This window comes from Solwaraspora sp. WMMA2059, from assembly GCF_027497315.1.
Classification (GTDB): Bacteria; Actinomycetota; Actinomycetes; order Mycobacteriales; family Micromonosporaceae; genus Micromonospora_E.
Genome location: NZ_CP114908.1, coordinates 595,584 through 619,803, shown reverse-complemented (window position 1 = coordinate 619,803; position 24,220 = coordinate 595,584). Strand labels below are relative to the sequence as shown.

Sequence of the window (24,220 nt, the reverse complement as noted above, 5' to 3'; positions counted from 1 at the left end):
GGCAGATGATGATCCGTACCCAGGACCGACACACATTGGTCACGCGACGGACACATCCGGGCCGGGTAGGCGGCCGGCCGGGATGCGCACCCCCTGCACGCATCCCGGCCGGGAGGAACTCCGGCGCGGTGACGCCGGGTTCCCCGGCGGTGTCGCGTCCGCCTCAACACGACACCGCACTCGGAAAAGCTCATCGCTACGACTGCCACCTGACAGCCACCGCTGCGGCCGGTCAGGGATGTCGGCCGGCCAGCAGTTCCGTCGAGTGCCGGCCACCGGTCCCGTCGAGGGTTCCGCCGACGCCGGTCCCACCGACGAAGGCGGCGCCGGTGTAGGTGGTGCCCGGACGGACCGCCAGGTCGACCCCGGTTGGCACCGCCGTAACCAGGGGCGGGCTCGTGGTCACCGGATGGGGCGGGACCACCGGACGGGCTGGATCCGGCAGCACCGACGCGATCGCGGCCCGGGTCTCCCTGCGCCGCCGGGTCCACGCTCCGCGGTCACCGTCGAAATAGCCCTGCCGGTAGCCGAACCGGTAGCCGATCCGGTAGCTGAGCTGGCCGTGCAGCCGGCCGGCGGCGTAGCTGGCCGAGGCCAGCAGCAACACCAGGAAGACCGCGAAGAACGAACTCATCCGGTCGCCCCGATCTCTGGGATCATCTCTCCTCCGACTCGAACGACGTCGGGTCGTCGGTGAGCAGCCGATCGATGTCGTCGGTCCTCACCTCTTCGACCAGTTCGACGCTGATCCGGCAACCGCCCAGCACCACCTCGGCTACCGAGGCCCGCCGGATCTCCCCGCCGGCGTCGTACACCCGCACACTCAACTCCGGACAGCCGAGGTGCGCCCGCCACGCGTTCCACTCGGACCGGTCCCCCACGTTGAGCGACAGGTGACGACACCCCCGGGCCAGGTACAGCCGCCACGGCGCGGTCAAGCCGCCAGCGACGGCGTCCGCGATCAGGCCGAAGGCCTGGGCCCGGGTCGCGAGTTCGGTCACCGCACCGTCTCCGTCACGTGTAAGCGACAACTCCACCCACTCAGCGTCTCAACCACGTGACGTAGAGTAAAGCGTCACGCGCAAGTGACAGCATCATCTTTTCGGGTGATTAGCGCCACCCCACTTCATCCTTAGACTGCACCCGTGACACCCCTCGTGACAAGGGAAGATTTCCCGACAGAGATTCACAAAGCTCTGTCACAAACACAGTACAGAAGGCTTCCTGCCCCCAGGAAAAGCGGTGATTCGCCGTACCGTCGGCCGGTGCCGGACAGCTCCGCCGCGCGAAAGATCGCCTTCGCCGCCTTCGTACGCAAGGCGCTCGCTGACGCGCGCGCGACCCGCGCCTGGACCGGCTCGGAGGTCTCCCGGCGCACCGGAGTGTCCCGCCAGACCATCAACCGGTGGGTGCGCGGCGAGTGGTCCAGCGATCCGGAGGCCGAGCGGGTGGTCTCGTTCTGCGAAGGACTGGGGATCAGCCCGACGGTCGCGTTCGGCGTACTCGGCTGGGACCGTGCCACCAGCGCCCGGCCGGCGCCCTCGGCACCGCCGATGGACCCGGACGTAGAGGCACTGCTCCGCCGGCTGGTCGATCCGAACGTATCAGATGCGGAAAAATTTCACATCAGGGAGACAATCCGCTATCTCGCCTACCGACCCTTACTGCCGGCCGAACCTCGCAAAGGACCCAAGCGGGCAGGGTAGTTCTCAGATGGCGAAAGAAAGCCGATCAAGCAGCCCGGTTCCGTCCCGCTTGCACACTGAGTCACGATAACGTTCCTCTCCGTACTGCTTGGGCTCGTCATCCACGGGGGACGGGACAAGGCCGGACACAGCCCGGACACAGCCCTGCGGGACAGGAGGGAGGGTCGAAACCGATGACCCTCAAATGGTCGGCAGTCGTGATCGCGGCCGTCGCGATCACGCTTTACGGCACCACGAATATCGTGGTCGCCGTCCTGAGTACCGGCGAGGTGCCGGCGGTGGTGAACCTGTTCGTCATCGCCTGCGCGTCGGTCGCCACGCTGGTGGCGGTCATCGCGCACCTCAACGACCGGCAACAGGGACGGCTGACCGCGCTCACCGAATTTCTCGTCGCCCGGCTCAATGAAGTCGATTCACACGTCGCCGACCGCAACTCCGGCTTCGTCGAGGGCTATTTGCTCCGGCAGGGACAGCAACACGACGCGGCAGTCGTGCAATTTCCACCGCGGATGCACGGCCGGCGACTGATGAGCGGCGGTGACGACTGACCCGCCGGGTGGTTCGCGGACCGTAGTCACCAGCGCCGACGTCCCCGAACGTTCACCCGCCGAGAGGTCTGGCACCTGCGGCGGCAGCAGGTACGCTGACGCCCGTGCGGCCGTTCGAGGTAGGAAACCAGCGCTTGGCCCGTCCGCTGACCGCGGAGCAGGCATGGCGAGCCACCATCGATCGCGCCGACCGGTGCGTGCTGTTCTTCGACTTCGACGGCACCCTCGCCCCGGTCGGTGACGATCCCACGTCGGTGCAGCCCGCGCCCAAGGTGCTGGCGGCGATCGAGTCACTCGCCGGGGTGGTGCAGCGGATAGCGATCGTGTCGGCCCGACCGGTCGACTTCCTCCGGGCCCAGTTCGCCTCGATCTCCGAGGTCGACCTGTACGGACTGTACGGGCTGGAGCACAGCCACGGGTCCGGGCCGACCGTCACCGAACCGGCCGCGCTGCCCTGGGTCCCGGCGATGCAGGAGTTGGCCGACCGGGCCCGGGCCGAGCTGCCCGCCGGCGCACTGGTCGAGTACAAACGGCTGTCCGTCGCGCTGCACTACCGGACCGCGCCCGAGCTCGCCGAAACCGTCGAATCGTGGGGGCAGGCCCAGGCCGAACAGCTCGGCCTGCGGGTGCAGAGCGGGCGGATGGTCATCGAGATCAAGCCGCCGGTCGACCGCGACAAGGGCATGGTCATCGGCGACGCGGTCGGCACCGCCGGCTGCGCCTGGTACTTCGGTGACGACGTCTCCGACATCAAGGCCTTCGCCGCGCTCCGGGCACACGCCAGCGCCAACCCGGATTTCTTCGGCGTCTGCGTGGCGGTGGCCAACGCCGAGACCGGGCACGATGTGTCAGCGGCCGCCGACCTCACCATCGACTCGCCGGAAGCGCTCGGCGACTTCCTGACCTCCGCCGTGCACGCCCTGGACTGACACCACCCGGCAGGGACGGCCCCGGGGGTCGTCAGGCGCCGTAGCGGCGTTGCCGGTTCGCGTACGACCGCAACGCCCGCAGGAAGTCCACCCGACGGAAGTCGGGCCAGTTGACGTCGCAGAAGTAGAACTCCGAGTGCGCCGACTGCCACAGCAGGAAGCCGGAGAGCCGCTGCTCGCCGCTGGTGCGGATGACCAGATCCGGGTCGGGTTGGCCCCGGGTGTAGAGGTGCTCGGCGATGTGGTCGACGTCGAGCACCTCGGCCAACTCCTCCAGGGTGCCGCCGGACCTGGCGTGCTCATGCAGCAACGATCGGACCGCGTCGGCAATCTCCCGGCGGCCGCCGTAGCCGACCGCGATGTTGACCTGCGCGCCCTCGGACCGGGTCTGGGTACGCTCCTGCGCGGCCTTCAACGCGGTCGCGGTGGAACCCGGCAGCAGGTCCAGCGCGCCGACGATACGCAGCCGCCAGGGGTTGCCCTCCTCGGCCAACTCGGTGACCAGATCCTCGATGATGTTCAACAGCGGATCCAGCTCGCGGGCTGGCCGACGCAGGTTGTCGGTGGCCAGCAGGTACAGCGTGACGTGACCGATACCGGCCTGGTCACACCAGTTCAACAGATGTTTGATCTTCGCTGCGCCGACCCGGTGCCCGTCGTTGGGATCCACGAACCCCATCTCCCGGGCCCACCGGCGGTTGCCGTCGCACATCACGCCCACGTGGCCGGGCACCGGCTTGCCCGCCAGTCTCGCCATGAGCCGTCGCTCATAGACCGAGTAGAGCAGCTCCCGCAGAGTCATCCCAAGCAGACTAGCGACCGGAGCGCCGCCGCGCGGTATCGGCCGCTCGGCGGATCGTCAGTTGTGCGGCGAGCCGGCGCACCGTGACGGCGTCCAGCCGGCCGTCGCCGAGACCGAGTTCGACGACGGTGTCGAAGACGCGCCGGTCCCGCGCCGCCGCCGCGACGGCGGCGTCCACCGTCGTCGGCCGCCGGGCCAGCCAGGCGCCGAAAGCGCTGTGCCGCAGGTGCCCGCCGAGGCGTCGGCGCAGCGCCTGCCGGTAGCGGCGGGCGGCGGCCGCCGGCGTACCGGCCGCCGCCGCACCGGCCAGCGCACCGGACAGCACCGCGTAGAAGATGCCCTCGCCGGTGAACGGGTTGATCAGCGACAGCGCGTCGCCGGCCAGCACCAGCCGACCCGCACCTGCCGGCGGCCGCCGGGTGGACAGCGGCAGATGATGCGCCCGCAGGTCGGTGACCTGCGCCAGGTCGGTGCCGGGCAGCAGCGCGCACAGCCGGTCCAGCAGCCGGGCACGGGTCAGGGGCCGGCCGCGCAGCACCTCCCCGTACCCGACGTTCGCCCGCCCGTCGCCAATCGGAAAGGCCCAGGCGTACGCCGGCCAACCGGCCGCCGTGGTGACGATCCGCTGTTCGCCGGGGCTGGTGACGGCCCCGACCGGCGCGTAGCCGCGAATCGCCAGGGCCAGATGTCCGTCCGGGTTCGGCCCGTGACCCAACGCCCGGCGTACCACCGATCCCGCGCCGTCCGCGCCAACCACCGCCCGCGCCGCGATCTCACCGTCGAGCAGCACCAGGTCGTCGCGGACCGTGACCCGCCGTACGGTGTGCCGCCGCAGCCGCACGCCGACGGCGACCGCGGTGGCGACCAGCCGGGCGTCGAAGACGGCCCGCGGCACCGTGTACGCCGGACGGACCAGCTCGGCCGCGACCTGCCCGCCGTGCGGGGCGACCAGCCGGAGCCGGCCGACCGGGGCGAACCCGGCGACCGGGTCGGGCACGTCCAGCCCGGCCAGCACGTCGAGGGCGTGCGGTGCGATGCCGTCGCCGCACGGCTTGTCCCGGGGGAAGTCGGCCCGGTCCAGCAGCAGCACCCGGGCACCGGCCCGGCGGGCGGCGATCGCGGCGGCGGCACCGGCCGGCCCGGCGCCGACCACCGCGACGTCGACGACCGACGTACCGTCCACCTGGACCTCCTCGTCAGGCCGGTTCCGTGCCGGCGGCCGTCCGGCCGGGCTGGGAACCGACGGTCCCCCGGCCGGGCTCGGCGCTGCCCGCCGCCCGGCCCCGTTCGGCGCGACCGGCCCGCCACACACCGTAGAAGGCCAGCACCACCGCCACCACCAGCGGCGCGCCGTCGCGGACCAGACCGTCCACGCCGAGCAGCCACCAGCACAGCGGCAGGTCGACCGCGAGCGCCCCGAGGCTGACCAGGACCAGCAGCCAGCGTGCCCAGCGTCGGCCGCGCAGCATGAAGAACGACACCAGCAGCACCAGCCAGCTGGTGGCGGTGGCGACCGCGATCCAGGCCACCACCGCCGGGGTGGCGACCAGCCGGCCGTCGAGCAGCACCCCGATCGAGACCAGCGCCGGCACCAGCATCAACGGCGGGTAGGTGAAGGCCGAGACCCGGGCGACGAGGAGCCAGGCGACGACCGGCGGCCGCCGGGGCGGGGCCTCGCGCCAGGTCAGCCGCCGGCCGTCGCGGACCAACCGGGCCGGGTGCCGGGTCAGCTGCGCACCGACCGCCGGGGACCGGTACAGCAGCCACACCACGGCCAGGCAGAGCCCGGCGATCAGGCCGAACCCGGCCACCCCGGGCAGCGGCGGTACGCCGGAGCGCGGCACCACCAGCCGGCCGAGCGCGAAGACGGTGGTGACCGCCAGGATCAGCCCGAACGGTCGGGCCCCGGCCCGGCCCCGGCGTACCTGCCGGATCAGGACCAGGAAGCCGAACGCCCGCAGCAGCGCCCAACCGGAGCGGACCGCCACACCGATGTCCCGCTCGGGGGCGTACCACCAGTTGAGCAGGTCGACCACGACGGTGGCCGCGGCGGTGACGGCGAGCAACCCGACCAGCCGGCGGACCGGCGGCGGCAGGGCGGGCACGGCCGGGCGGACCGGTCCGGCGCGGCCCGCACCGGGATCGACTGCCGCCACCGGCGCAGGCTATCCAACGGTCAGTCGGCGGCGTCCAACCGGGCCCGCAGCGCGTCCAGCTCCGCCCAGAGCACCCCGGGCAGTTTGTCGCCGAACCGCTCGAACCATTCGGTGATCTGCGGCAGTTCCGCGCGCCACTGCGCCGGGTCGACGGCGAGCGCGGCGGCCACGTCGGCCGGGTCGACGGCCAGGCCGGACAGGTCGAGCGCGTCGGCGGTCGGTACGTTGCCGATCGGGGTCTCCACCGCCGTGCCGGTGCCGTCCAGCCGCTCGACGATCCACTTGAGCACCCGGGAGTTCTCCCCGAAGCCGGGCCAGAGGAACCGGCCGTCGTCGTCGCGGCGGAACCAGTTGACGTAGAAGATCCGGGGCAGCTTGGCGGCGTCGCCGTCAGTGCCCTTGCCCATCTCGATCCAGTGCCGGAAGTAGTCCCCGGCGTGGTAGCCGATGAACGGCAGCATCGCCATCGGATCCCGCCGGACCACCCCGACCTTGCCGGCCGCCGCAGCGGTCGTCTCCGAGGAGAGGGTGGCACCCAGGTACACGCCGTGCACCCAGTCGCGTGCCTCGGTGACCAGCGGCACCGTGGTGCGTCGCCGGCCGCCGAACAGGATCGCGTCGATCGGTACGCCGCGCGGGTCGTGGTACTCGTCGGCCAGGATCGGGCACTGGGTGATCGGGGTGCAGAACCGGCTGTTCGGGTGGGCGGCGTCGGTACCCCGGTCGGGGTTCCAGTCCTCGCCCCGCCAGTCGGTCAGGTGCGCCGGTGGCTCGCCCATCCCCTCCCACCACACGTCGCGGTCGTCGGTCAGCGCGACGTTGGTGAAGATGGAGTTGCCCCGGTCGAGGGTCCGCATCGCGTTGGCATTGGTCCGCCAGTCGGTGCCGGGCGCGACGCCGAAGAGCCCGTACTCGGGGTTGACCGCGTACAGCCGGCCGTCGTCGCCGAACCGCATCCAGGCGATGTCGTCGCCGATCGTCTCGACCTTCCAGCCGGGGATGGTCGGCTCCAGCATGGCCAGGTTGGTCTTGCCGCAGGCGGACGGGAACGCGCCGGCTACGTAACGGACCCGCCCGTCCGGCGCGGTCAGCTTGAGGATCAGCATGTGTTCGGCCAGCCAGCCCTCGTCGCGGGCCATCACGCTGGCGATCCGCAGCGCGTAGCACTTCTTGCCGAGCAGCGAGTTGCCGCCGTAGCCGGACCCGTACGACCAGATCTCCCGGGTCTGCGGGAAGTGCGAGATGTACTTGATCTCGTTGGCCGGCCACGGCACGTCGGCCTGGCCCGGCTCCAGCGGGGCGCCGACCGAGTGCAGGGCCGGTACGAACTCGGCGTCGTCGCCCATCGCGGCGAGCACCTCGGCGCCCATCCGGGTCATGATCCGCATCGAGGCGACGACGTACGCACTGTCGGTGATCTCCACCCCGAACATCGGCTCCGGGGCGTCCAACGGGCCCATGCAGAACGGGACCACGAACATGGTCCGGCCGCGCATGCACCCCCGGTACAGCTCGGTCATCACCCGCTTCATCTCGGCGGGGTCCACCCAGTTGTTGGTCGGTCCGGCGTCGGACTCGTCGGGCGAGCAGATGAAGGTACGTTCCTCGACCCGGGCCACGTCGGTCGGGTCGGTGCGGGCCCAGAACGAGTTGGGGCGGCGTTCGCTGTCCAGTCGGACCAGGGTGCCGGAGTCGACGAGTTCGTCGGTGAGCCGGTGCCATTCGGCGAGCGAACCGTCGGCCCAGACGACCCGGTCCGGTGTGGTGAGGTCGGCGATCTGCCGGACCCAGTCGAGCAGGCGGGCGTGGCTGGTCGGGGCGGGGCTGGGGAAGTTCGACGGTACGGACGCGGTGGCCGTTGCAGTCATGGCGATCTCCTCGTGGTCGGCGCTGACCTCGTTCCTGGAGTGCACGGCACCGGCGGATGGTCGGGCCCAGCCGCCGGGTTACAAGTCCGGGAGTTGGACTCAGGGTAAGCCGATTGATCGTTCAGGGCAGCCGAGGAGCTTGTGAAGAAGTGCACAAGTTATCGGCGCATGCAATCTGACGAGTTGTTTCTCGCTCCCACGCGCAGTTGTACGCAAAAACCTCCGGCTCTCGACCGACTCCAACCCCAATCACTCTGCGTGTTCAGAACTCGAGTGCCGGAAGCGTGGGGGTGGCCGGGAAACTCGGGTGGTGCCGACACATCGGCGGGCGGGAACCCGCTACGCTCGACCACGTGCCCGTCCACGCCGCCGGCGAGCCGTCCGCGCCCGCATCCAGTCCGGGGTTGATCCGCCGGCTCCGGGACCGGTTCGGTCTGCTGGTCCGCGAGATCGGCAAGTTCGGGGTGGTCGGCGGGATCGCCTTCATCGTCGACATCACCCTGTTCAACGTCGCTTCAAGCCTGCTCGGGTTGGGCCCGCTCAGCGCCAAGACGCTGTCGACGGTAATCGCCGCATCGGTGGCGTTCGTCGGCAACCGCTTCTGGACCTGGCGGCACTCGGTCAGGTCCGGACTGGCCCGCGAGTACGGCCTCTACTTCTTCTTCAACGCCGTCGGCCTGGGCATCGGTCTGGCCTGTCTGGGGATCAGCCACTACGGGCTGGGCAGCATCTGGCCGGGGGTGTTCCAGACGCTGCTCGCCGACAACATCGCGGCCAACATCGTGGGCGTGGCGGTCGGCACCCTGTTCCGGTTCTGGGCGTACCGCAGGTTCGTGTTCACCGTCGCGGCACCCGCCGCGGTGGCGGCCGCCAGCGACCGCGACTAGCCCCACCCGGTGCCGCCCTACCCGCCAGTCAACCCGAACGGCCCGTCGACCTGCCGTATGGTGATCTGATGCGAATACTTCGCCTTCTGCCCGAGCGCTGGCAGAGGTTCATCCGCGAGGCGCTGAAGTTCGGCACCGTCGGTGGCATCAACACCGTGGTCAACTTCGCGGTGTTCAACGCTCTGGCACTGACCGTGCTCGCCGACGGTCAACTGAAGGCGACTGTCGTCGCCGCACTGGTGGCGACCACCAGCTCGTACTTCATGAACCGCCACTGGACCTACCGGGACCGGCCGAAGTCGGCCATCCGGCGGGAGTACGTGCTCTTCTTCCTGTTCAACCTCACCGGCCTGGCGATCGAGGTCGGGGTGCTGGGGCTGGCCAAGTACGGCTTCGGCATCAGCGGGCTGCTGGCCCTGAACATCGTCAAGATCATCGGACTGGTGCTCGGCACCATCTTCCGCTTCTGGGCGTACCGCACGTTCGTCTTCCGCCCGGCACCCGCCACCCACCCGACCACCGGAACCGGCCCGACCACCGGGGCCGGGACCGGACCGGCGGCGCGCGGCCCGGTCCCGCAGCAGATCCAGCGGGACGGGCAGCCACCGACCAGCCAGTCGATGCAGGCCCCGGACAGCACGGCACCTCTGGCCAACCAGCTCGACGCCGAACTCGCCGCCGAGCTCGACGCGAAGATCACCGCCGAACTGGACGCGGAGATCGCCGCAGCGACCCGCCCGGCCAGGCGCTGACCGACGACCGTGCGCTCCGGCACCGGTGCTGACGCCGACCTGTTCTTCGAGGATCTCGCCCCGGGCGGTTCCTTCGACCTCGGCATCACCACCGTGGACGGCGTCGAAATGGTCAGCTTCGCCGAACGCTTCGACCCGCAGTGGTACCACGTCGAGCCGGACCTCGCCCAGGCCAGCCCGTACGGCACCGTGATCGCCAGCGGATTCTTCACCGTCAGCCTGTTCATGCGGGCGTACGTGGACGCGGTGCTGTCCCGGGCCGCCGCCGACACCTCCCCCGGCCTGGAGGAGCTGCGCTGGCTGGCCCCGGTGTACGCCGGTGACCGGCTCGCCGGGCGGCTGGACGTGCTCACCAGGAAGCTGTCCGACGCCCGGCCCGGCCTGGGCACGGTCACCCTGCTGGGGTCGTTGACCCGGCTCGACACCTACGACCGGCCGGAGCGCGAGGTGCTGCGCACCCGGTTCCGTGGCTGGTTCGCGCTACGCGGCGCCGGGCCGACGACCTGACCCGGCTGGCCAGCGAGCCAGGCCCGCTCGGCAGTGCTGGCCAGCCGTCGCCCGGTCAGCGGCCGGGCGAGGCGTTGTCCGGTCGCGCCGGGGCTGCCTGGTCCGGCCCGGTGCGTGCCTCGTCGAGAATTTCCCGCAGCTCACCGTCGCCCAGGCTGTGCAGATCGTGGTGCGCCTCGACCAGCTCGTAGAGCTGCGTCTGCACCTGACTGACCCCCGGAAGGTCGGGCAGCACGGTCTGACCGCGTTCACCTGCCGACTCGATGGTCAACGTCCCGCAGCCGAGCAGCCGCTCGTTGAACCGCTGCGTCATGGAGTGGTCGTTGACCCGGTTCAACGGGATGTCCCGGCGCTCCCGGGAGAACACCCCGTGCTGCAGCACCACCCGCTCGTTGGTGAACACGTAGTGCGTACTGCGCCAGACCGCGAACGGCCGGACGGCGAACCAGAGCACCGCGACCAGCGCAAGCGCGAGAATCACGTACCACACGACGGAGGCTGCGGTGCTCTCCGGCAGCAGCAGGAACCCGGCCACCACGGCGGCGACCGCCAGCACCGTCACCGCCACCGGCCGGACCAGCGCCTTCCAGTGCGGGTGCAGGTGCAACACGACATGCTCGTCCGCGGTGAGCATGTCTTCGGGAAATGCCACGGCAACCTCCTAGCCCGGGCCGGGCAGGGGACCCGGCCGGCGGTCCGTACACCGGCCGCCGGGGTGACCGTAGCGGTTGACCGCCACCCGTACGGTCAACCGGGCGTACCGTTTCCCGGCGCGTCGCCGGACCGCACATGCGTCACGTCCCCGGCTGCGACCGGCAGATCGCCGCCGGCTGTGCGGACCACCAGGCGACCGTCCTCGTCGACCGTGTCGACCAGCCCGGTGTGCGCCGCTCCGGACGGCAACGAGACCCGCACCTGCCGGCCCACCGTCACGCAGTGCCGCAGGTACGCCGCCCGCAGACCGGACGCGACCGGGTCGCCGCCGGCGGCCCGCCACCGCCCGTACCAGTCGGCCACCCCGCGCAGCACAGCCCGCAGCAACGGGTCCCGGTCGGTCGCCGCTGCTCCGGCCAGCTGCAGCGAGGTGGCGCGCAGGCCACTGCCGGGCGGCGGCAGCTCGTCGGCGCGCAGCGTCACGTTGAGCCCGATGCCCAGCACAACGGCCGGTCCGGCCGCCCCGTCCGGGGCCGCTTCGGCAAGGATCCCGGCGCACTTCGCCTCGTCGATCAACAGATCATTGGGCCACTTCAGCGCGGCTGGCAACTCGGCCAGCCGGGTGACCGCCTCCGCCAGCGCGACGCCGGCCAGCAGCGGCAACCAGCCGTACCGGGACCCCGGCACCGCCGGCCACGACCGGGCGGGCCGAGCCGCCGCCGGCTGCAGCAGCACGCTGACGGCGAGGCCGGCCCGCGGCGGCGAGGTCCAGTCTCGGCCGAGCCGCCCGCGCCCGGCGTGCTGCTGCTCCGCCGTGATCACCAGGCCTTCGGCGGCACCGGCTCGCGCGGCGGCGAGCACGTCCGCGTTGGTGGAGCCGGTCTGCGCCCGGACCTGCACGTCGGTCCACAGGCCGTCGGGGACGACCAGCGCGCGACGCAGACCACGCTCGTCCAACGGCGGACGGTCCAGATCGGTGTACGGTGAGCCGGCCATCCGCCCACCCTACGGCGGCACCTGGCAGCGCACCGCGTCTGCCACAGAACCAGGCATGCTCCGGGAAGGAGCATCGCGCCGCTGATACAAGGAGTCCAGCCGCCGCCTGGGGTCGTGGCGGAGACCAACGGGATCTCCCTAATTTGTGACGGTCGATTCTTGCGTCACCGATCATTGATGGTTACCGTTTCAGCACGGGGCGTGACTCTAGAACGTTCTAGGTCTCGATGGTCACCAGAGTCACTTGGCACCTGCTCGGCTGTCATGCCCCTTCGTCGACCGGATGGATCGGATGGAGAGGCGCAATGAGGAGACTGCTCGCCATGCTGGCGGTCGCCGCCACAGCCGGGGCCGCTCTGCTGGTTCCGGCAACTGCGCAGGCCGATGCCGGATCGGCGCTGGCCCTGTGCACCTCTGGCCGGTTCTGCAACTGGACCGGCACAAACTTCTCCGGCACGCTGTTCCAGGGCATCCCGCTGCCGGGTACGTCCGTCTGGTGCATCAACATGCCGGTCGGAACGCGCTCGATGAGCAACGGCACCAGCCTGACCCTGAGCGCCAACCAGAACCGCTGCGAGAACTCCGGCGGGTCGGCATCGGTGGTCGGCCCGGGGCAGGACAGGGCATCCTTCTCCTTCGTGGTCAACTCGGTGTCGTACTGCAGCGTCTGCCGCCAGCCGCGGGGAAGCATGCCGGGCGAGTAGACCGTCCAGACCGAGGATCATGGTCGCCTGCCGGCGTGGATCGCCGGCCGGCGATCCACAGCAGACAAGCGGCAGAGGATGGTCGTCCCGTGCTCGACAGGTCCCCGTCGCGGGTACGACAGCGGGCCACTGCTTGCGATCCGATGGACGCAGCTTGAAGGCACCCGTACCCTATGGGGCATGGAGAGCCGCCCGCTTGACCTACTGCTGTCGATGGCAGGAGTGGCTGGGTGAGCGCCTCGGCGATCGCCGGAACCAGCTCGGCTCCACGCGGTGGGCGCCTCCGTCGGTGGCTTTCGCTTCCCGACCGTCGTCCCGTCACGGTAGCGGCAGCGGTCGTGGTCACGGCGGTGCTCGGGGCGTTCGGCGCGGCGACCGGCTCCATGCTCGGGGCAACCACCCTGACCAATCTTCCGAGCGACACCGCGATGGTCGACCTGACCAGACGTGCCAGCGGCGTCGAGGCTCCTTCGGTCGTGCTGCGGCAGACCTCGGCACAAACAGCGGACCGGGTATTCACTGCGGTGACCTTGGACGGCAGGTGGGACGCGTCGCAGGCCCGGCAGCGCTACGCCGCCGCCGGCTGGTCGGTCTCAGAGATCGAGGTCGTACACGACCAGGCGGGCGTGGCGGACCCCGCTGCCTGGACCAGCGACTACATCCCCTCCCGTTACGACCGGTTCACCGCCGAGCATCACGGACTGGTCGTCGCGATCGCCGGCATGTCCGTCGGCGGCAAGACCACGGTCGGGGTGGACGCCTGGGCCGCAGGCTCACCAGTGCTGCGCATCCTGCTGGTCGCAGGCGTGGCGCTCGGGCTGTCCACCGGATGGCTGCTCGCGGCGGCGGTAGCACGGCGGATCCACTCGACACACCCCGCGCACCGGATCACCGTGGCTGCGCTGTCCGCCACCACCGTCCTCGTCCTCGCGGCACCCGTCGTCGCCCTGTATGTCAGCCTCGCGCACGCGATACGTCCGCACGCTCATACCGGCGGCCCGCTCCCCAGTGTGCACCACGCGCTGTCGCCCGTCCCGTACTGGCCAGCGGCACCGCCGTGGCTGCTTCCCGCCCTCAGCGCCGTCGGCGGGCTGCTCGTCATCGTCACCGTCGTGTTCGCCGCCCGGCCGCCGCCGGCCCGACTCGCCGCAGTCGGCATGCCGACTGGCGGCGTCCGCATCGCCGACGACTTCGAGGTGGCGGCGAACATGGTCAAGGACTCGATCGCCGAAGCCCGGACCGATCGCCGCGCCGCCCAGCGGTTGTTGTTCCTGTCCGCCTATCCAGACTGGACACCTGACGCGCTTGACCGGATGCGCGGTCGTCTCATCGACTCGGGCGTGCCCGCCGCCTTCCTCACCACCACCCAGCCATCCGGGCCACCGCAACCCTGACCCAGGCCCTCTCACCGAGACGCGGGTCCCGGAATCGTGGCTGCTCCGCCGCCTCCCTCCGCAGCGGAGCAGTCTTTCAGGTTGGGCCGGTGTCGCTCCGTCGCGCTACCAGTGGTCGCGCCGCTGCGGCACCGGTGCCACGCCGCGGAACGGATGCCCGGTGACGGTCGTACCGACCACCGGCACTGCTACCGGCGGGTCCATCGCGGGGACGGCCGAGTCCGACGCGGGAACGGCCCGGTCCGACGCTCGTACGGGTTGTGCGTACGCGTCCGTAGGCCGGTCGAACCAGTCAAAATCCTCGTCAGCAGCAGCCGGCGGCGCAGCAGCCGGCGGCGCGGCAGCCGGCGGCACAGCAGCAACCGACGGCACAACGACGGGCGGCACAGCGGCCACCGACGGCTCCGGCAGCACGACGGCGGGCCGACCACCCCGACGTTGGCGCGGCACGGTCACGCCGACCGTGTGGCGTCCACCGGGCGTCGCCCGGCGACGGAACAGCCCGGTACGGGTGGCCCGACGTCGCCCCCGCCCTCGACGGCGCCGATGCGGCGCGGCGTCCAGACTTCCGGCCCTGCGGCTGCCGACGGTGGCCGCCCGCGCCGGCCAGAGCGTCCGCCGCATCACCAGCAGCACCGTCAGACCGGACGCGATCAGCGCGACTCCCAACACTGTCACGTGGTGGTAACGAATCGGGCAACAGGCAGGAAACGTCGTCCCGGGGTCGATCGACCCAGGCTGGGGCCGGCCCGACGGCGGCGTACTGAGGGAAACCGCACACCGTCGGCCCCTGACCGGCGGTCGCGACGTCGATAGCATCCGCGGTGTGGGCGTGACGAGTGAGCAGTCCGGGACCGGAACCGACCTCCACAGCACCGCCGGCAAGCTGGCGGACCTGGAACGCCGGGTCGACGAGGCGGTGCATGCCGGCTCGGCCCGCGCGGTCGAGAAACAGCATGCCCGGGGCAAGAAGACCGCCCGGGAACGGATCGCGATGCTGCTCGACGAGGGTTCCTTCGTCGAGTTGGACGAGCTGGCCCGGCACCGGTCGACCAACTTCGGGTTGGAGCGCACCCGCCCGTACGGCGACGGGGTGGTCACCGGCTACGGCACCGTCGACGGCCGGCAGGTGTGCGTCTTCGCGCAGGACTTCACCGTCTTCGGCGGCTCGCTCGGCGAGGTCTTCGGCGAAAAGATCGTCAAGGTGATGGACCTCGCGATGAAGATCGGCTGCCCGGTCATCGGGATCAACGACTCCGGCGGCGCGCGCATCCAGGAGGGCGTGGTCAGCCTCGGCCTCTACGGCGACATCTTCTTCCGCAACGTCCGCGCCTCGGGCGTCATCCCGCAGATCTCCCTGGTGATGGGGCCCTGCGCGGGGGGCGCGGTGTACTCCCCGGCGGTCACCGACTTCACCGTGATGGTCGACCAGACATCGCACATGTTCATCACCGGCCCGGACGTGATCAAGACGGTCACCGGCGAGGACGTCGGCATGGAGGAGCTCGGTGGCGCCCGCACCCACAACGCCACCAGCGGAAACGCCCACTATCTGGCCACCGATGAGGAGGATGCCGTCGACTACGTCAAGGCGCTGCTGGCGTACCTGCCGAGCAACAACCTCGACGAACCGCCGACGCTGTCGGCCGACGTGGCGCCGGCCGACACCGAGACAGACCGTGAGCTGGACACCATCATCCCCGACTCGGCCAACCACCCGTACGACATGCACCGGGTGATCGAACACGTCCTGGACGACGGCGAGTTCCTGGAGGTCCAGCCGCTGTACGCGCAGAACATCGTGATCGGCTTCGGCCGCATCGAGGGCCGGCCGGTCGGGGTGGTCGCCAACCAGCCGATGCACTTCGCCGGCTGCCTGGACATCAAGGCCTCGGAGAAGGCCGCCCGGTTCGTGCGCACCTGCGACGCGTTCAACATCCCGGTGCTGACCTTCGTCGACGTGCCCGGCTTCCTGCCCGGCACCGACCAGGAGTGGGACGGGATCATCCGGCGCGGCGCGAAGCTGATCTACGCGTACGCCGAGGCGACCGTCCCGAAGGTCACCGTCATCACCCGCAAGGCGTACGGCGGCGCGTACGACGTGATGGGGTCGAAGCATCTCGGCGCGGACCTGAACTTCGCCTGGCCGACCGCGCAGATCGCGGTGATGGGCGCGCAGGGCGCGGTGAACATCCTCTACCGCGCTGAGCTGGCCGCCGCCGACGACCCGGCGGCGGTGCGGGCGCAGCGGATCGCCGAGTACGAGGAGCGGCTGGCCAACCCGTACGTGGCCGCCGAGCGCGGCTACGTCGACTCGGTCATCGCACCGTCGCAGACCCGGTTGCAGGTGGCGCGCGGGCTGCGGATGCTGCGTGGCAAGCGGGAGACCCTGCCGCCGAAGAAGCACGGCAACATCCCGCTCTGACCGGTTCGGGTCGCAGCGGTACGGGTCACCCGCCCGGTGGCGTCGGCAGGTCCAGGTCGGCCAGCCACGGGCTGGCCAGCAGCAGCGCTCCGATGAACAGCGCCGCGAGGTTGACCAGTCCGAAGAATCCCACCCAGACCAGGCCGGGCACCCGGGTCAGCCAGGCGAGCTGGTCGGCGTCCGACTCCGGCGAGCGGCCCTGGGCACGCAGCCGCTGCAGCTCACCGACCGGCCGCATCCCGCCGATCAGCAGGAACCACACCCCGGTGTACGCGAACGCGGCCTGCACCTCCGGGCCGGCGAACCACGAGACGGCGAAGACCACACCGCCGGTGGCCAGGATGGACACGATCCCGAAGAGGTTGCGGATCATCACCAGCATGGCGAGCAGCAGCGCCACGGCGATCCAGAGCAGCAGGGTGATCCGGTTGCCGCCGAGCAGCAGGGCACCGGCCAGCCCGACCAACGACGGCGCGACGTAGCCCGCCAGCAGGGTGAGGATCATGCCCAGCCCGGTCGGTCGGCCGGCCGACAGGGTCAGCCCGGAGGTGTCCGAGTGCAACCGGATCCCCTTGAGCTTGCGGCCGGTGAGCAGGGCGATCAGCGCGTGCCCGCCTTCGTGGGCGATGGTGATCGCGTTGCGGCCGATCCGCCAGGGCAGCCGGGTGAGCACCGCGGCCAGCGCGACGGCGGCGGTGATGAGCACGAGCAGTGGCGGCGGGTCGGTCTGGGCCGTGAAGAGGCGGTCCCACATTTCCGTCAGCCCGGTGATCGACACAGCCAGCGAGCCTACTCACCGCTCGCCACGCCCACCAGACCACCGTCCGCCGGCAGGCACGACCGTAGGTTCGCCACCGGCCCGCTCACTGACGGTCATGCGGTACGCGGCCACAGCGGCGAGCGTCACGGCTGTGCCGCCGGACAGCACCAGCAGTACGGGTACCAGACCGACGCTGGCGACCAGCAGGGCCGCATCGGCCAGGGCCACCAGCATCCACAGTGCAACGCTCGGCTTGGCGATCCGTCGACGGTTGACCATGTCGCACCCCTCCTTCCGTCGCGCTCCGGTTGTACCCGGAAGATCGGAAGTTCATGCGGGTAGTTCGAGGCTCAGCTTGCGGCGGGCTGGAACCTGCTCGCCATCAGCTCGAAGTAGACCAGGTCCTGCTGCCAGCGTTCGGCCGTGGTGGACCAGTAGATGGAGTACGCCTTGTCCGGCGCGGTGACGAACCCCCGGTTGCGCACCTGCAGTCGGTTGCCCTGGTTGCTGGTGTAGCGGAACTCCCAGTCGGCGGCGTCGAGGAAGTAGTCAACGGCCTCGATCCGTACCCGCTCGTAGTTGTTGTAGGTGCCCCGCCGCGCCTGCTCCTGGTTCTGCCAGTCGGCGACCGGATCCGGCTTCGGGTTGTCGGTCTGGTCGATGATGATCAGCCGGCCGAGCTGACCGTTCTCCCGAAACTCCACCCGGGTTCGTTCGCGGCTGACCGACCAGCCTTCCGGCACCGGCACCGAGAACCCGGTCTGGTCCTCGTGCAACCGCCAGCCGTCGGGCAACGGCGACTGCGGGTCCGGCGGCTGGGGCGACTCATCGCTCTGCGGCGGCACCGCCGGCACCTCGGGCGACGTCTCGGCCGCCGGCGAGCTCGGCTCGACACTCGGTTCGGCACTCGGCGCCCCGGAGGTGGGGGCCGGGGCCGACGGCGTGGCCGAGGCGGCTGGACCGGTGCCGAGCTGGCCGTCGGGCTCGTCCTCGTCGCCGGCGGCCAGCAGCGCGCCGGTCACCAGCAACGCCAGTACGACGACAGCTGCCACACCGCTGATCAGCCAGGTACGCGGCAGCTCGGTCATGGACCGGACGGCCTGCGCGGCGCGGTCGAACAGCAGGGCCGGCGCGGACCAGTTTCGCCGGTCCGACGCGCTGGCGGCAGCAGCCGCCGACCCGGGTTGTTCCTCGACCGGCGGCCGCTCGGCGGGCTCGACGACCGTCGGCTGCTCCGTCGCCGTCGGCTGCTCAGCCGCCTTGGCAGCCACTGGCTGCTCAGCCGCCTTGGCAGCCACTGGCTGCTCTGTCGCCTTCGCCGCCGTCGGCTGCTCAGCCGCCTTGGCAGGCTCGGCGGCCGGGGACCGCTCGGCCGTCTTGCCGTCCGGCGCAGTCTCCTTGCGGCCCGGCACCACCTGGGTACGCTCCGCCTGGGGCAGCACGGTGGTCTCCGACGGTGGCTCACCGGCTTTGGTCGGCAACACACTCGTCTCGGCTGCGGCTGCGGCTGCGGTCGCCGCGCCGGCAGGTTGGTCGGTCGACGGCACCACCCTGGTCGGGTCCGCCGAGTTGGTCGGGCGGGTGACCGGCGGGCCGTACTTGGCCGGGCCGGGGACGACCGGCAACGCGGACGGCAACGGGGCCACCGGCGGCGACACCGGCTCCGACGGGACCGGGGTGCGTGGCGCCCCGCCGCGCGGACCCGGCACGATCCCCGACCGGGACTCGCCGGGGCGGACCTCCCGGCTGCCGTACGGGCTGGGTCGGCGTACCCCGTCGAGCAGTGAGCGACCGCGCCGCGGACCGCGACCTGCGGCGCGGGTCAGTAGCCGCTCCGCCTCGTCGGCCTTCATCCGGGTGTACGGGTCCTTGCGCAGCAGCCCGGCCAGCACCGGCTTGAGTGGGCCGGCCCGGCGGGCGGGCGGCGGCGGCTCGGTGGCCAGCGCGGACAGCGTCGCGATGGCGGTCTGCCGGGCGTACGGCGACTGCCCCTCGACGGCCGCGTACAGCGTCGCGCCGAGCGACCACAGGTCGCCTTCCGGGCCGGCGCTGCCGGTCCGGGCCCGCTCCGGGGCGATGTACGCCGGTGAGCCCAGCACCAGCCCGGTACGGGTGACGTTGGGGTCGCCCGGCACGGTGGCCAGGCCGAAGTCGGTGAGCACCACCCGGCCGTCGTGGCCGAGCAGTACGTTGCCGGGCTTGACGTCCCGGTGCATCACCCCGGACAGGTGGGCGGACCGGAGCGCGCCGAGCACGCCGAGGCCGATCTCCGCGGCCCGGGTCGCCGGGACCGGGCCGTTCTGGGCGAGCACGTCCTGCAGCGACCGGGACGGCACGTACTCCATCACGATCCACGGGTCGCCGTCGGTGCGCAGCACGTCGAAGACGCGTACCACGTTGATGTGGTTGAGTCGGGCGATCGCCCGCGCCTCGCGCAGCGAGCGCTCCCGCATCTCGCGGCGTTCCTGGTCGGTGAGGCCCGGTGGCGGCACCAGCTCCTTGATCGCCACGTCCCGGTGCAGCACCTCGTCGCGGGCCTTCCAGACCCGGCCCATGCCGCCCTGACCGAGCGGCTCGACCAGCCGGTAACGGTCTGCAACTAGTTGCGGGGGCACAGCGGACATCCAAATGACCGTACCCGGAAGGTTTGGGTGCCACACGATCGGCACGCGGCCGGTGTGAGCCGCGCGTCATATGGTACCGGGGTGGCAACCTGACGCCGACGGTAGCGCGCCAGTAATGATCACCACTCGCCGGCCGGTCGCCGGCCGGCTGGCCCGCCGCGTACGCTCGGCCGATGAGTGACGCTGACCCGGCCTGGCGGATCGTCCGGGGCACCCCGACCGCCGAGGAACTGGCGGCGCTGGTGGGCGTGATCGTCGCCCGTACCCGTCCGGTTTCCGACAGTGGCACCGATCGGCCGGTGCCGTCGCGGTGGGCCCGCACCGCCCGACCCACGCCGGGATTCCCCGGCCGGCTCGGTCCGGACGCCTGGCGGGCCGCCGCCCTACCCCACTGATCATCGGTACCGCAGGCCCGGGCCCGGTAGCCTGACCACCCGTGGCTACCTCCCTGCGTCCGCGTCTGGTGCTCGCCTCGGCGAGCCCGGCCCGGCACAAACTGCTGCAGGCCGCCGGAATCACCCCTCAGGTGCTGGTGAGCGGCGTCGACGAGGAGTCGGTGACGCTGGACCGGGCCGACGAGTTGTGTCTGGAGCTGGCCCGGCGCAAGATGGCCGCCGTCGCCGATCGGCTCCGGACGGACCTCGCCGACGACGGCACCGACCTGCTGGTCCTCGGCTGCGACTCGGTGCTCGACTTCGACGGGGAGATCCTCGGCAAGCCCGCCGACGCCGCCGACGCGACCGCGCGGTGGCGGCGGATGCGCGGGCGGTCCGGGGTGCTGTATACCGGCCACGCGCTGACCAGTCTGGCCACCGGCGGGTGGGCCTGCGCCGCCGCCGCGACCGTGGTGCACTTCGCCGAGGTCACCGAGGACGAGGTCGCGGCGTACGTGGCGACTGGCGAGCCGCTGCAGGTGGCCGGGTCGTTCACCATCGACGGGTTGGGCGGGCCGTTCCTGGAACGAATCGAAGGTGACCACGGCACGGTGGTGGGGTTGTCACTGCCGTTGCTGCGCCGGCTGGTCAGCGAGGTCGGCTACCGGATCACGGATCTGTGGGGCGAGCCCGACACCGGACGTTAGCCGGACTAGCGTCATGCCCATGACCACCAAGACCTTGCCGATGACCGATGCCCTGCAGGCGTACGTCGTCGCCCACGGCACCCCGCCGGACGAGATCGTCAGTGACCTCATCGCCGAGACCGCCAGCACGCTGCCGGAGAACGCGCAGATGCAGGTCGCGCCGGAGCAGGCGGCGCTGATGACCCTGCTGACCCGGCTGGTGAACGCCCGCCGAGCGGTGGAGGTCGGCACTTTCACCGGGCTGTCCGCGCTGGCCATCGCCCGTGGTCTGCCGGCGGACGGGCAGTTGATCTGTCTGGACGTGTCGGAGGAGTTCACCGCGGTGGCCCGGCGCTACTGGCAGCGGGCCGGGGTCGACGGCCGGATCGACCTGCGGATCGGCCCGGCGGCCGACTCGCTGCGGGCGTTGCCGGGCGAACCGCACCTCGACCTGGCATTCATCGACGCCGACAAGATCAGCTACCCGGTCTACTGGGGTGAGCTGGTGCCCCGGATGCGGCCCGGCGGGCTGATCGTGATTGACAACGTGCTGCGGCACGGTCGGGTGCTGGACCCGCAGAGCGAAGAGGACGAGGCGATGGTCGCCTTCAACCAGCAGGTGGCCGCCGACGACCGGGTGGACGTGGTGATGCTGGCGATCGCCGACGGGCTGACCCTGGCCCGGCGCAGGTGACAGCGGCCCGGCGCAGGTGACAGCGGGCCGGCCCGGCCGGCGGTAGCCTGGAACGGCTGCCCTCTGTGCCGTTGCCGTGCGCAGAGGGCAGCCCTGTTGGCCGGGCCGACCGCCGCAGGCGCTGCGGGCGTGTCCCGTGCCGGCTGACGGACGGCCTACCGAACGCTGCGGGCGAAGGCTCGGGCCGCCCAGGTGACCGCGAGACTGGCCAGCGCCAGGGTGATCAGCAGGCCCTGCCAGACCGCGTCGTCGCCGAGGTTGCCGGCGAACAGCGCCCGGGTGCCGTCGACCGCCCAGGAGAACGGGTTCCACTGCGCCACCCGCTGCAGCCACAGCGGCGCGAAGGCCAGCGGCAGCAGGATGCCGGAGAGCAGCAGTACCGGCTGGGCCACCGTGTTCATCAGCGGGGCCAGCGCGTCCTCGCTGCGGACCAGCAACGCCACGCCGTACGACACCGCCGAGGTCATCAGCGCGATCAGGGCGAGCAGCAGGTACGCCAGCAGCAGGTTGCCCAACTGCACGGTGAGCCCGAACGGGATCGCCAGCACCGTGATGATGACGGCCTGCAGCAGCAGGGACACCACGTCGCGCAGGCTGCGGCCGAGCAGCAGGGCGAGCCGGCTGACCGGGGTGACCCGGGAGCGCTCGATCACGCCGGCGCGCAGCTCGGCGATCAGGCCGAAGCCCTGGAACAACCCGCCGAAGATGGCCAGCAGCACCAGCAGGCCGGGGACGAAGAGGCGGTAGACCTCTGCGTTGGTGGTCGCCCCCATCGGGGCCAGCGCCGGCTTGAGCAGCGGGGCGAACAGCACCAGGTACATGATCGGCTGGAACACCCCGACGAAGATCCAGACGGGGTTGCGCAGCAGCAGCAACGCCTGCCGTTGGAAGATCAGCCAGGTGTCGCGGGCGAATTTCATCGTGCGGTCTCCCTGGTCAGCTCTCACGCAGCGAACGGCCGGTCTTGGTGAGGAACACGTCGTCGAGGCTGGGCCGGTGCAGCTCGATCGAGCCGAGTTCGAGACCGGCGCCGTCGATGGTGCGCAGGATCTGGGGGATGGCGGTGGCGCCGTCGTCGACGAAGAGCCGGACGCCGCCGTCGTCGGGAGTCTCCAGCTTGCTGACGTACGGCTGGCTGTCGAGCAGTTGCGCGGCGGCGGCCGACTCGTCCGGACGCAGCCCGACGGTGACCACCTCGCCGGCGACCTCCCGCTTGAGCGCCGCCGGGGTGCCCTCGGTGACGATCTCGCCGTGGTCCATGATCGCGATCCGGTCGCAGAGCGCGTCCGCCTCGTCGAGGTAGTGGGTGGTGATGAAGACGGTCATGCCTTCGGCACGCAACCGGCGGATCTCGTCCCACATGTGCGCCCGGCTCTGCGGGTCCAGCCCGGTGGTCGGCTCGTCGAGAAAGACCACCTTCGGCTCGTGGATGATGCCCAGCGCGATCTCGACCCGCCGTCGCTGGCCGCCGGAGTAGGTCTTGCACTTGCGGTCGGCGTACTCGGTCAACTGGAACGCGGCGAGCGCCCGGGTGGCCCGACGTTGCGCCTCGGCCTTGCCGATGCCGTACATCCGGGCGTGCATCACCAGTTCCTCGCGACCGGTGACCTCGTCCCAGGTACTGCCGCCCTGGGCCACGTAGCCGATCCGCCGACGGACCTCGCCGGGGTTGCGCAGCAGGTCGGCCCCAGCGATGACGGCCTCCCCGCCGTCGGGCTCGATCAGCGTGGCGAGCATCCGCAGCGTGGTCGTCTTACCGGCACCGTTCGGCCCGAGGAAGCCAAAGATCTCCCCCTCCTCGACCAGCATGTCGACGCCACGGACCGCGTCGACGGTCTTGGCGCCACGACCCTGCCGGGAGCGAAACGACTTCCGCAGCCCTTTGGTCTCGATCATGAAGTGTCTCCTGGCTTGCCGAGCCGGCCGGCCGCCGGCCGCTCTCCCCCGTGGGCAGGCCGGGCCGCCCAGCTCCCCACGCTGCATCTGGCACGCTAGACCCCGGCGATCGGGCTAGTCAACGTTGATTATTGCTGGGTGATCTGGCCGACTCCCGGTCGGCGGCGTCCAGGTCAGCCTGCCACCCCGCCCAGGTGCCGTCAGCCGACTCCTCCGCCGGGTGATACGACGCCCCGGACTCGATCAGCGCGGCGATTCGGTCACACCACGCGATCTCCCCGTCGACCCGGGCGATGGTCAGCTCCAGCATCCAGCCGACGTACGACGGTTTCTGCCGCAACCACCCGGCGGTCAGGTCGTCGCGGGTAGCCGCGTTGCCGGCCCGCAGCATCGCGGCCCGGCCCCGCAACATGGCGACCGCCTCCGCCCGGGGCATCGCCGGCAGAAAGGCGAACGCGCTGAGAAACGGGTCGGCCGGCGGTCGGCAGTCGCGCCAGTGCTGCCGCACCAACGAGTCGAATTCATCGACCCCGGCGGCGGTGATCTCGTAACTGGTCCGCGCCGGCCGGGTACCGACCTGGGCGGTGCCGACCTGGCGGAGCAGCCCTTCCTCGGCGAGCTTGCGCAGCGCGTGGTAGATCGACCCCGGTGCGACGTTGGCCCAGCTGTCCGCCCGCCAACTGAGCAGCTCACGGCGCACGTCGTAGCCGTGCACCGGTTGCATCCAGTTGACCAGACCGAGAATCATCATCCGGGTGGCAGACACATCCGGAGCCTAATCGCCAGTGTGCCATCCCACACTGAGCGCCGGTTTAGTTGATCAAGCAGGCCGATAGACTCCGGCTTGGTCCGTGAGCA

27 protein-coding genes are annotated in these 24,220 nt (G+C 71.2%); 12 read left to right on the top strand and 15 right to left on the bottom strand.

The window, feature by feature from the left end:
* Nucleotides 1–232 precede the first annotated feature (232 nt).
* A complete protein-coding gene (locus O7553_RS02845; RefSeq protein WP_281553337.1) occupies nucleotides 233–634 on the bottom strand; it encodes a hypothetical protein in 402 nt (133 codons plus the stop codon).
* 22 nt (nucleotides 635–656) lie between these two features.
* A complete protein-coding gene (locus tag O7553_RS02840; RefSeq protein WP_281553336.1) occupies nucleotides 657–1,001 on the bottom strand; it encodes a hypothetical protein in 345 nt (114 codons plus the stop codon).
* Nucleotides 1,002–1,265: 264 nt separating this feature from the next.
* Between O7553_RS02840 and O7553_RS02835 the strand changes: the two genes are divergently transcribed.
* The 3 genes from O7553_RS02835 (at nucleotide 1,266) to otsB (ending at nucleotide 3,183) form a co-directional block, all read left to right on the top strand.
* Complete coding sequence (locus O7553_RS02835) at nucleotides 1,266–1,706, top strand: XRE family transcriptional regulator (RefSeq protein ID WP_281553335.1); 441 nt, start codon at nucleotides 1,266–1,268, stop codon at nucleotides 1,704–1,706.
* Nucleotides 1,707–1,879: 173 nt separating this feature from the next.
* Nucleotides 1,880–2,254 (top strand): hypothetical protein, encoded by a 375-nt coding sequence (locus O7553_RS02830; protein ID WP_123605395.1) that lies wholly within the window; start codon nucleotides 1,880–1,882, stop codon nucleotides 2,252–2,254.
* A gap of 104 nt (nucleotides 2,255–2,358) precedes the next feature.
* On the top strand, nucleotides 2,359–3,183 hold the full coding sequence (gene otsB, locus O7553_RS02825; protein ID WP_281553334.1) for a trehalose-phosphatase: 825 nt from the start codon (nucleotides 2,359–2,361) through the stop codon (nucleotides 3,181–3,183).
* Nucleotides 3,184–3,214: 31 nt separating this feature from the next.
* Here the strand turns inward: otsB and O7553_RS02820 are convergent, their stop codons facing one another.
* From O7553_RS02820 to O7553_RS02805, 4 genes are read right to left on the bottom strand one after another with little or no spacing between them, the layout of a single operon-like run.
* Nucleotides 3,215–3,985: an isoprenyl transferase gene (locus O7553_RS02820; protein ID WP_281553333.1), complete on the bottom strand. Its 771-nt coding sequence runs from the start codon at nucleotides 3,983–3,985 to the stop codon at nucleotides 3,215–3,217.
* Nucleotides 3,986–3,995: 10 nt separating this feature from the next.
* Nucleotides 3,996–5,168 (bottom strand): geranylgeranyl reductase family protein, encoded by a 1,173-nt coding sequence (locus tag O7553_RS02815; protein ID WP_281553332.1) that lies wholly within the window; start codon nucleotides 5,166–5,168, stop codon nucleotides 3,996–3,998.
* 13 nt (nucleotides 5,169–5,181) lie between these two features.
* A complete protein-coding gene (locus O7553_RS02810) occupies nucleotides 5,182–6,141 on the bottom strand; it encodes a hypothetical protein (RefSeq protein WP_348650109.1) in 960 nt (319 codons plus the stop codon).
* Nucleotides 6,142–6,161: 20 nt separating this feature from the next.
* A complete protein-coding gene (locus O7553_RS02805; protein ID WP_281553331.1) occupies nucleotides 6,162–8,009 on the bottom strand; it encodes a phosphoenolpyruvate carboxykinase (GTP) in 1,848 nt (615 codons plus the stop codon).
* Nucleotides 8,010–8,362: 353 nt separating this feature from the next.
* On the opposite strand from O7553_RS02805, the gene O7553_RS02800 reads away from it, so the two are divergent.
* From O7553_RS02800 to O7553_RS02790, 3 genes are all read left to right on the top strand, one after another.
* Nucleotides 8,363–8,896: a GtrA family protein gene (locus O7553_RS02800; RefSeq protein ID WP_281553330.1), complete on the top strand. Its 534-nt coding sequence runs from the start codon at nucleotides 8,363–8,365 to the stop codon at nucleotides 8,894–8,896.
* Nucleotides 8,897–8,964: 68 nt separating this feature from the next.
* Nucleotides 8,965–9,648, top strand: coding sequence for a GtrA family protein (locus O7553_RS02795; protein WP_281553329.1), 684 nt, complete (start codon nucleotides 8,965–8,967; stop codon nucleotides 9,646–9,648).
* Between the two features lie 9 nt (nucleotides 9,649–9,657).
* Entirely contained in the window at nucleotides 9,658–10,155 is a 498-nt protein-coding gene (locus O7553_RS02790) for a MaoC/PaaZ C-terminal domain-containing protein (protein WP_278167091.1), read from the top strand.
* 55 nt (nucleotides 10,156–10,210) lie between these two features.
* Here the strand turns inward: O7553_RS02790 and O7553_RS02785 are convergent, their stop codons facing one another.
* On the bottom strand, nucleotides 10,211–10,807 hold the full coding sequence (locus O7553_RS02785; protein ID WP_281553328.1) for a PH domain-containing protein: 597 nt from the start codon (nucleotides 10,805–10,807) through the stop codon (nucleotides 10,211–10,213).
* Between the two features lie 95 nt (nucleotides 10,808–10,902).
* On the bottom strand, nucleotides 10,903–11,805 hold the full coding sequence (locus tag O7553_RS02780; protein WP_281553327.1) for a biotin--[acetyl-CoA-carboxylase] ligase: 903 nt from the start codon (nucleotides 11,803–11,805) through the stop codon (nucleotides 10,903–10,905).
* Between the two features lie 323 nt (nucleotides 11,806–12,128).
* Here O7553_RS02780 and O7553_RS02775 point away from each other — a divergent pair, with 323 nt between their 5' ends.
* Nucleotides 12,129–12,509, top strand: a complete 381-nt coding sequence (locus tag O7553_RS02775) for a hypothetical protein (RefSeq protein ID WP_281553326.1) — start codon at nucleotides 12,129–12,131, stop codon at nucleotides 12,507–12,509.
* Between the two features lie 338 nt (nucleotides 12,510–12,847).
* Nucleotides 12,848–13,903 (top strand): hypothetical protein, encoded by a 1,056-nt coding sequence (locus tag O7553_RS02770; RefSeq protein WP_281553325.1) that lies wholly within the window; start codon nucleotides 12,848–12,850, stop codon nucleotides 13,901–13,903.
* Between the two features lie 105 nt (nucleotides 13,904–14,008).
* On the opposite strand, the gene O7553_RS02765 is transcribed toward O7553_RS02770, so the two are convergent.
* Nucleotides 14,009–14,581 carry a hypothetical protein gene (locus O7553_RS02765; RefSeq protein ID WP_281553324.1) on the bottom strand — a complete coding sequence of 191 codons (573 nt, stop codon included), beginning with the start codon at nucleotides 14,579–14,581 and terminating at the stop codon, nucleotides 14,009–14,011.
* A 154-nt stretch (nucleotides 14,582–14,735) separates the two neighbouring features.
* Here O7553_RS02765 and O7553_RS02760 point away from each other — a divergent pair, with 154 nt between their 5' ends.
* Complete coding sequence (locus O7553_RS02760) at nucleotides 14,736–16,328, top strand: acyl-CoA carboxylase subunit beta (protein ID WP_281555437.1); 1,593 nt, start codon at nucleotides 14,736–14,738, stop codon at nucleotides 16,326–16,328.
* Between the two features lie 25 nt (nucleotides 16,329–16,353).
* On the opposite strand, the gene O7553_RS02755 is transcribed toward O7553_RS02760, so the two are convergent.
* The 3 genes from O7553_RS02755 to O7553_RS02745 form a co-directional block, all read right to left on the bottom strand.
* On the bottom strand, nucleotides 16,354–17,082 hold the full coding sequence (locus O7553_RS02755) for a M50 family metallopeptidase (RefSeq protein WP_281555436.1): 729 nt from the start codon (nucleotides 17,080–17,082) through the stop codon (nucleotides 16,354–16,356).
* A gap of 39 nt (nucleotides 17,083–17,121) precedes the next feature.
* Nucleotides 17,122–17,367 carry a hypothetical protein gene (locus O7553_RS02750; protein ID WP_281553323.1) on the bottom strand — a complete coding sequence of 82 codons (246 nt, stop codon included), beginning with the start codon at nucleotides 17,365–17,367 and terminating at the stop codon, nucleotides 17,122–17,124.
* A gap of 71 nt (nucleotides 17,368–17,438) precedes the next feature.
* Nucleotides 17,439–19,712 (bottom strand): serine/threonine protein kinase, encoded by a 2,274-nt coding sequence (locus O7553_RS02745; RefSeq protein WP_281553322.1) that lies wholly within the window; start codon nucleotides 19,710–19,712, stop codon nucleotides 17,439–17,441.
* 173 nt (nucleotides 19,713–19,885) lie between these two features.
* Here O7553_RS02745 and O7553_RS02740 point away from each other — a divergent pair, with 173 nt between their 5' ends.
* Genes O7553_RS02740 through O7553_RS02730 form a run of 3 tightly spaced genes read left to right on the top strand, consistent with a single transcriptional unit; the run spans nucleotide 19,886 to nucleotide 21,466 of the window.
* Nucleotides 19,886–20,107 (top strand): acyl-CoA carboxylase subunit epsilon, encoded by a 222-nt coding sequence (locus O7553_RS02740; RefSeq protein ID WP_281553321.1) that lies wholly within the window; start codon nucleotides 19,886–19,888, stop codon nucleotides 20,105–20,107.
* 41 nt (nucleotides 20,108–20,148) lie between these two features.
* Nucleotides 20,149–20,793, top strand: coding sequence for a Maf family protein (locus O7553_RS02735; RefSeq protein WP_281553320.1), 645 nt, complete (start codon nucleotides 20,149–20,151; stop codon nucleotides 20,791–20,793).
* A gap of 19 nt (nucleotides 20,794–20,812) precedes the next feature.
* Nucleotides 20,813–21,466, top strand: a complete 654-nt coding sequence (locus O7553_RS02730; RefSeq protein WP_281553319.1) for a class I SAM-dependent methyltransferase — start codon at nucleotides 20,813–20,815, stop codon at nucleotides 21,464–21,466.
* A 155-nt stretch (nucleotides 21,467–21,621) separates the two neighbouring features.
* Here the strand turns inward: O7553_RS02730 and O7553_RS02725 are convergent, their stop codons facing one another.
* From O7553_RS02725 to O7553_RS02715, 3 genes are all read right to left on the bottom strand, one after another.
* Entirely contained in the window at nucleotides 21,622–22,386 is a 765-nt protein-coding gene (locus O7553_RS02725) for an ABC transporter permease (RefSeq protein ID WP_281553318.1), read from the bottom strand.
* 16 nt (nucleotides 22,387–22,402) lie between these two features.
* Complete coding sequence (locus O7553_RS02720) at nucleotides 22,403–23,362, bottom strand: ATP-binding cassette domain-containing protein (protein WP_281553317.1); 960 nt, start codon at nucleotides 23,360–23,362, stop codon at nucleotides 22,403–22,405.
* A 118-nt stretch (nucleotides 23,363–23,480) separates the two neighbouring features.
* On the bottom strand, nucleotides 23,481–24,128 hold the full coding sequence (locus tag O7553_RS02715; protein ID WP_348650110.1) for a PadR family transcriptional regulator: 648 nt from the start codon (nucleotides 24,126–24,128) through the stop codon (nucleotides 23,481–23,483).
* Nucleotides 24,129–24,220: the final 92 nt, after the last annotated feature.

Bases quoted from the DNA above. Each gene is read 5' to 3' on its own strand.
- O7553_RS02780 (WP_281553327.1), bottom strand. From the start codon at position 11,805: ATGGCCGGCTCACCGTACACCGATCTGGACCGTCCGCCGTTGGACGAG.
- O7553_RS02750 (WP_281553323.1), bottom strand. From the start codon at position 17,367: ATGGTCAACCGTCGACGGATCGCCAAGCCGAGCGTTGCACTGTGGATG.
- O7553_RS02755 (WP_281555436.1), bottom strand. From the start codon at position 17,082: ATGTGGGACCGCCTCTTCACGGCCCAGACCGACCCGCCGCCACTGCTC.
- O7553_RS02845 (WP_281553337.1), bottom strand. From the start codon at position 634: ATGAGTTCGTTCTTCGCGGTCTTCCTGGTGTTGCTGCTGGCCTCGGCC.
- O7553_RS02745 (WP_281553322.1), bottom strand. From the start codon at position 19,712: ATGTCCGCTGTGCCCCCGCAACTAGTTGCAGACCGTTACCGGCTGGTC.
- O7553_RS02725 (WP_281553318.1), bottom strand. From the start codon at position 22,386: ATGAAATTCGCCCGCGACACCTGGCTGATCTTCCAACGGCAGGCGTTG.
- O7553_RS02740 (WP_281553321.1), top strand. From the start codon at position 19,886: ATGAGTGACGCTGACCCGGCCTGGCGGATCGTCCGGGGCACCCCGACC.
- O7553_RS02720 (WP_281553317.1), bottom strand. From the start codon at position 23,362: ATGATCGAGACCAAAGGGCTGCGGAAGTCGTTTCGCTCCCGGCAGGGT.
- O7553_RS02830 (WP_123605395.1), top strand. From the start codon at position 1,880: ATGACCCTCAAATGGTCGGCAGTCGTGATCGCGGCCGTCGCGATCACG.
- O7553_RS02730 (WP_281553319.1), top strand. From the start codon at position 20,813: ATGACCACCAAGACCTTGCCGATGACCGATGCCCTGCAGGCGTACGTC.
- O7553_RS02820 (WP_281553333.1), bottom strand. From the start codon at position 3,985: ATGACTCTGCGGGAGCTGCTCTACTCGGTCTATGAGCGACGGCTCATG.
- O7553_RS02775 (WP_281553326.1), top strand. From the start codon at position 12,129: ATGCTGGCGGTCGCCGCCACAGCCGGGGCCGCTCTGCTGGTTCCGGCA.
- O7553_RS02805 (WP_281553331.1), bottom strand. From the start codon at position 8,009: ATGACTGCAACGGCCACCGCGTCCGTACCGTCGAACTTCCCCAGCCCC.
- O7553_RS02795 (WP_281553329.1), top strand. From the start codon at position 8,965: ATGCGAATACTTCGCCTTCTGCCCGAGCGCTGGCAGAGGTTCATCCGC.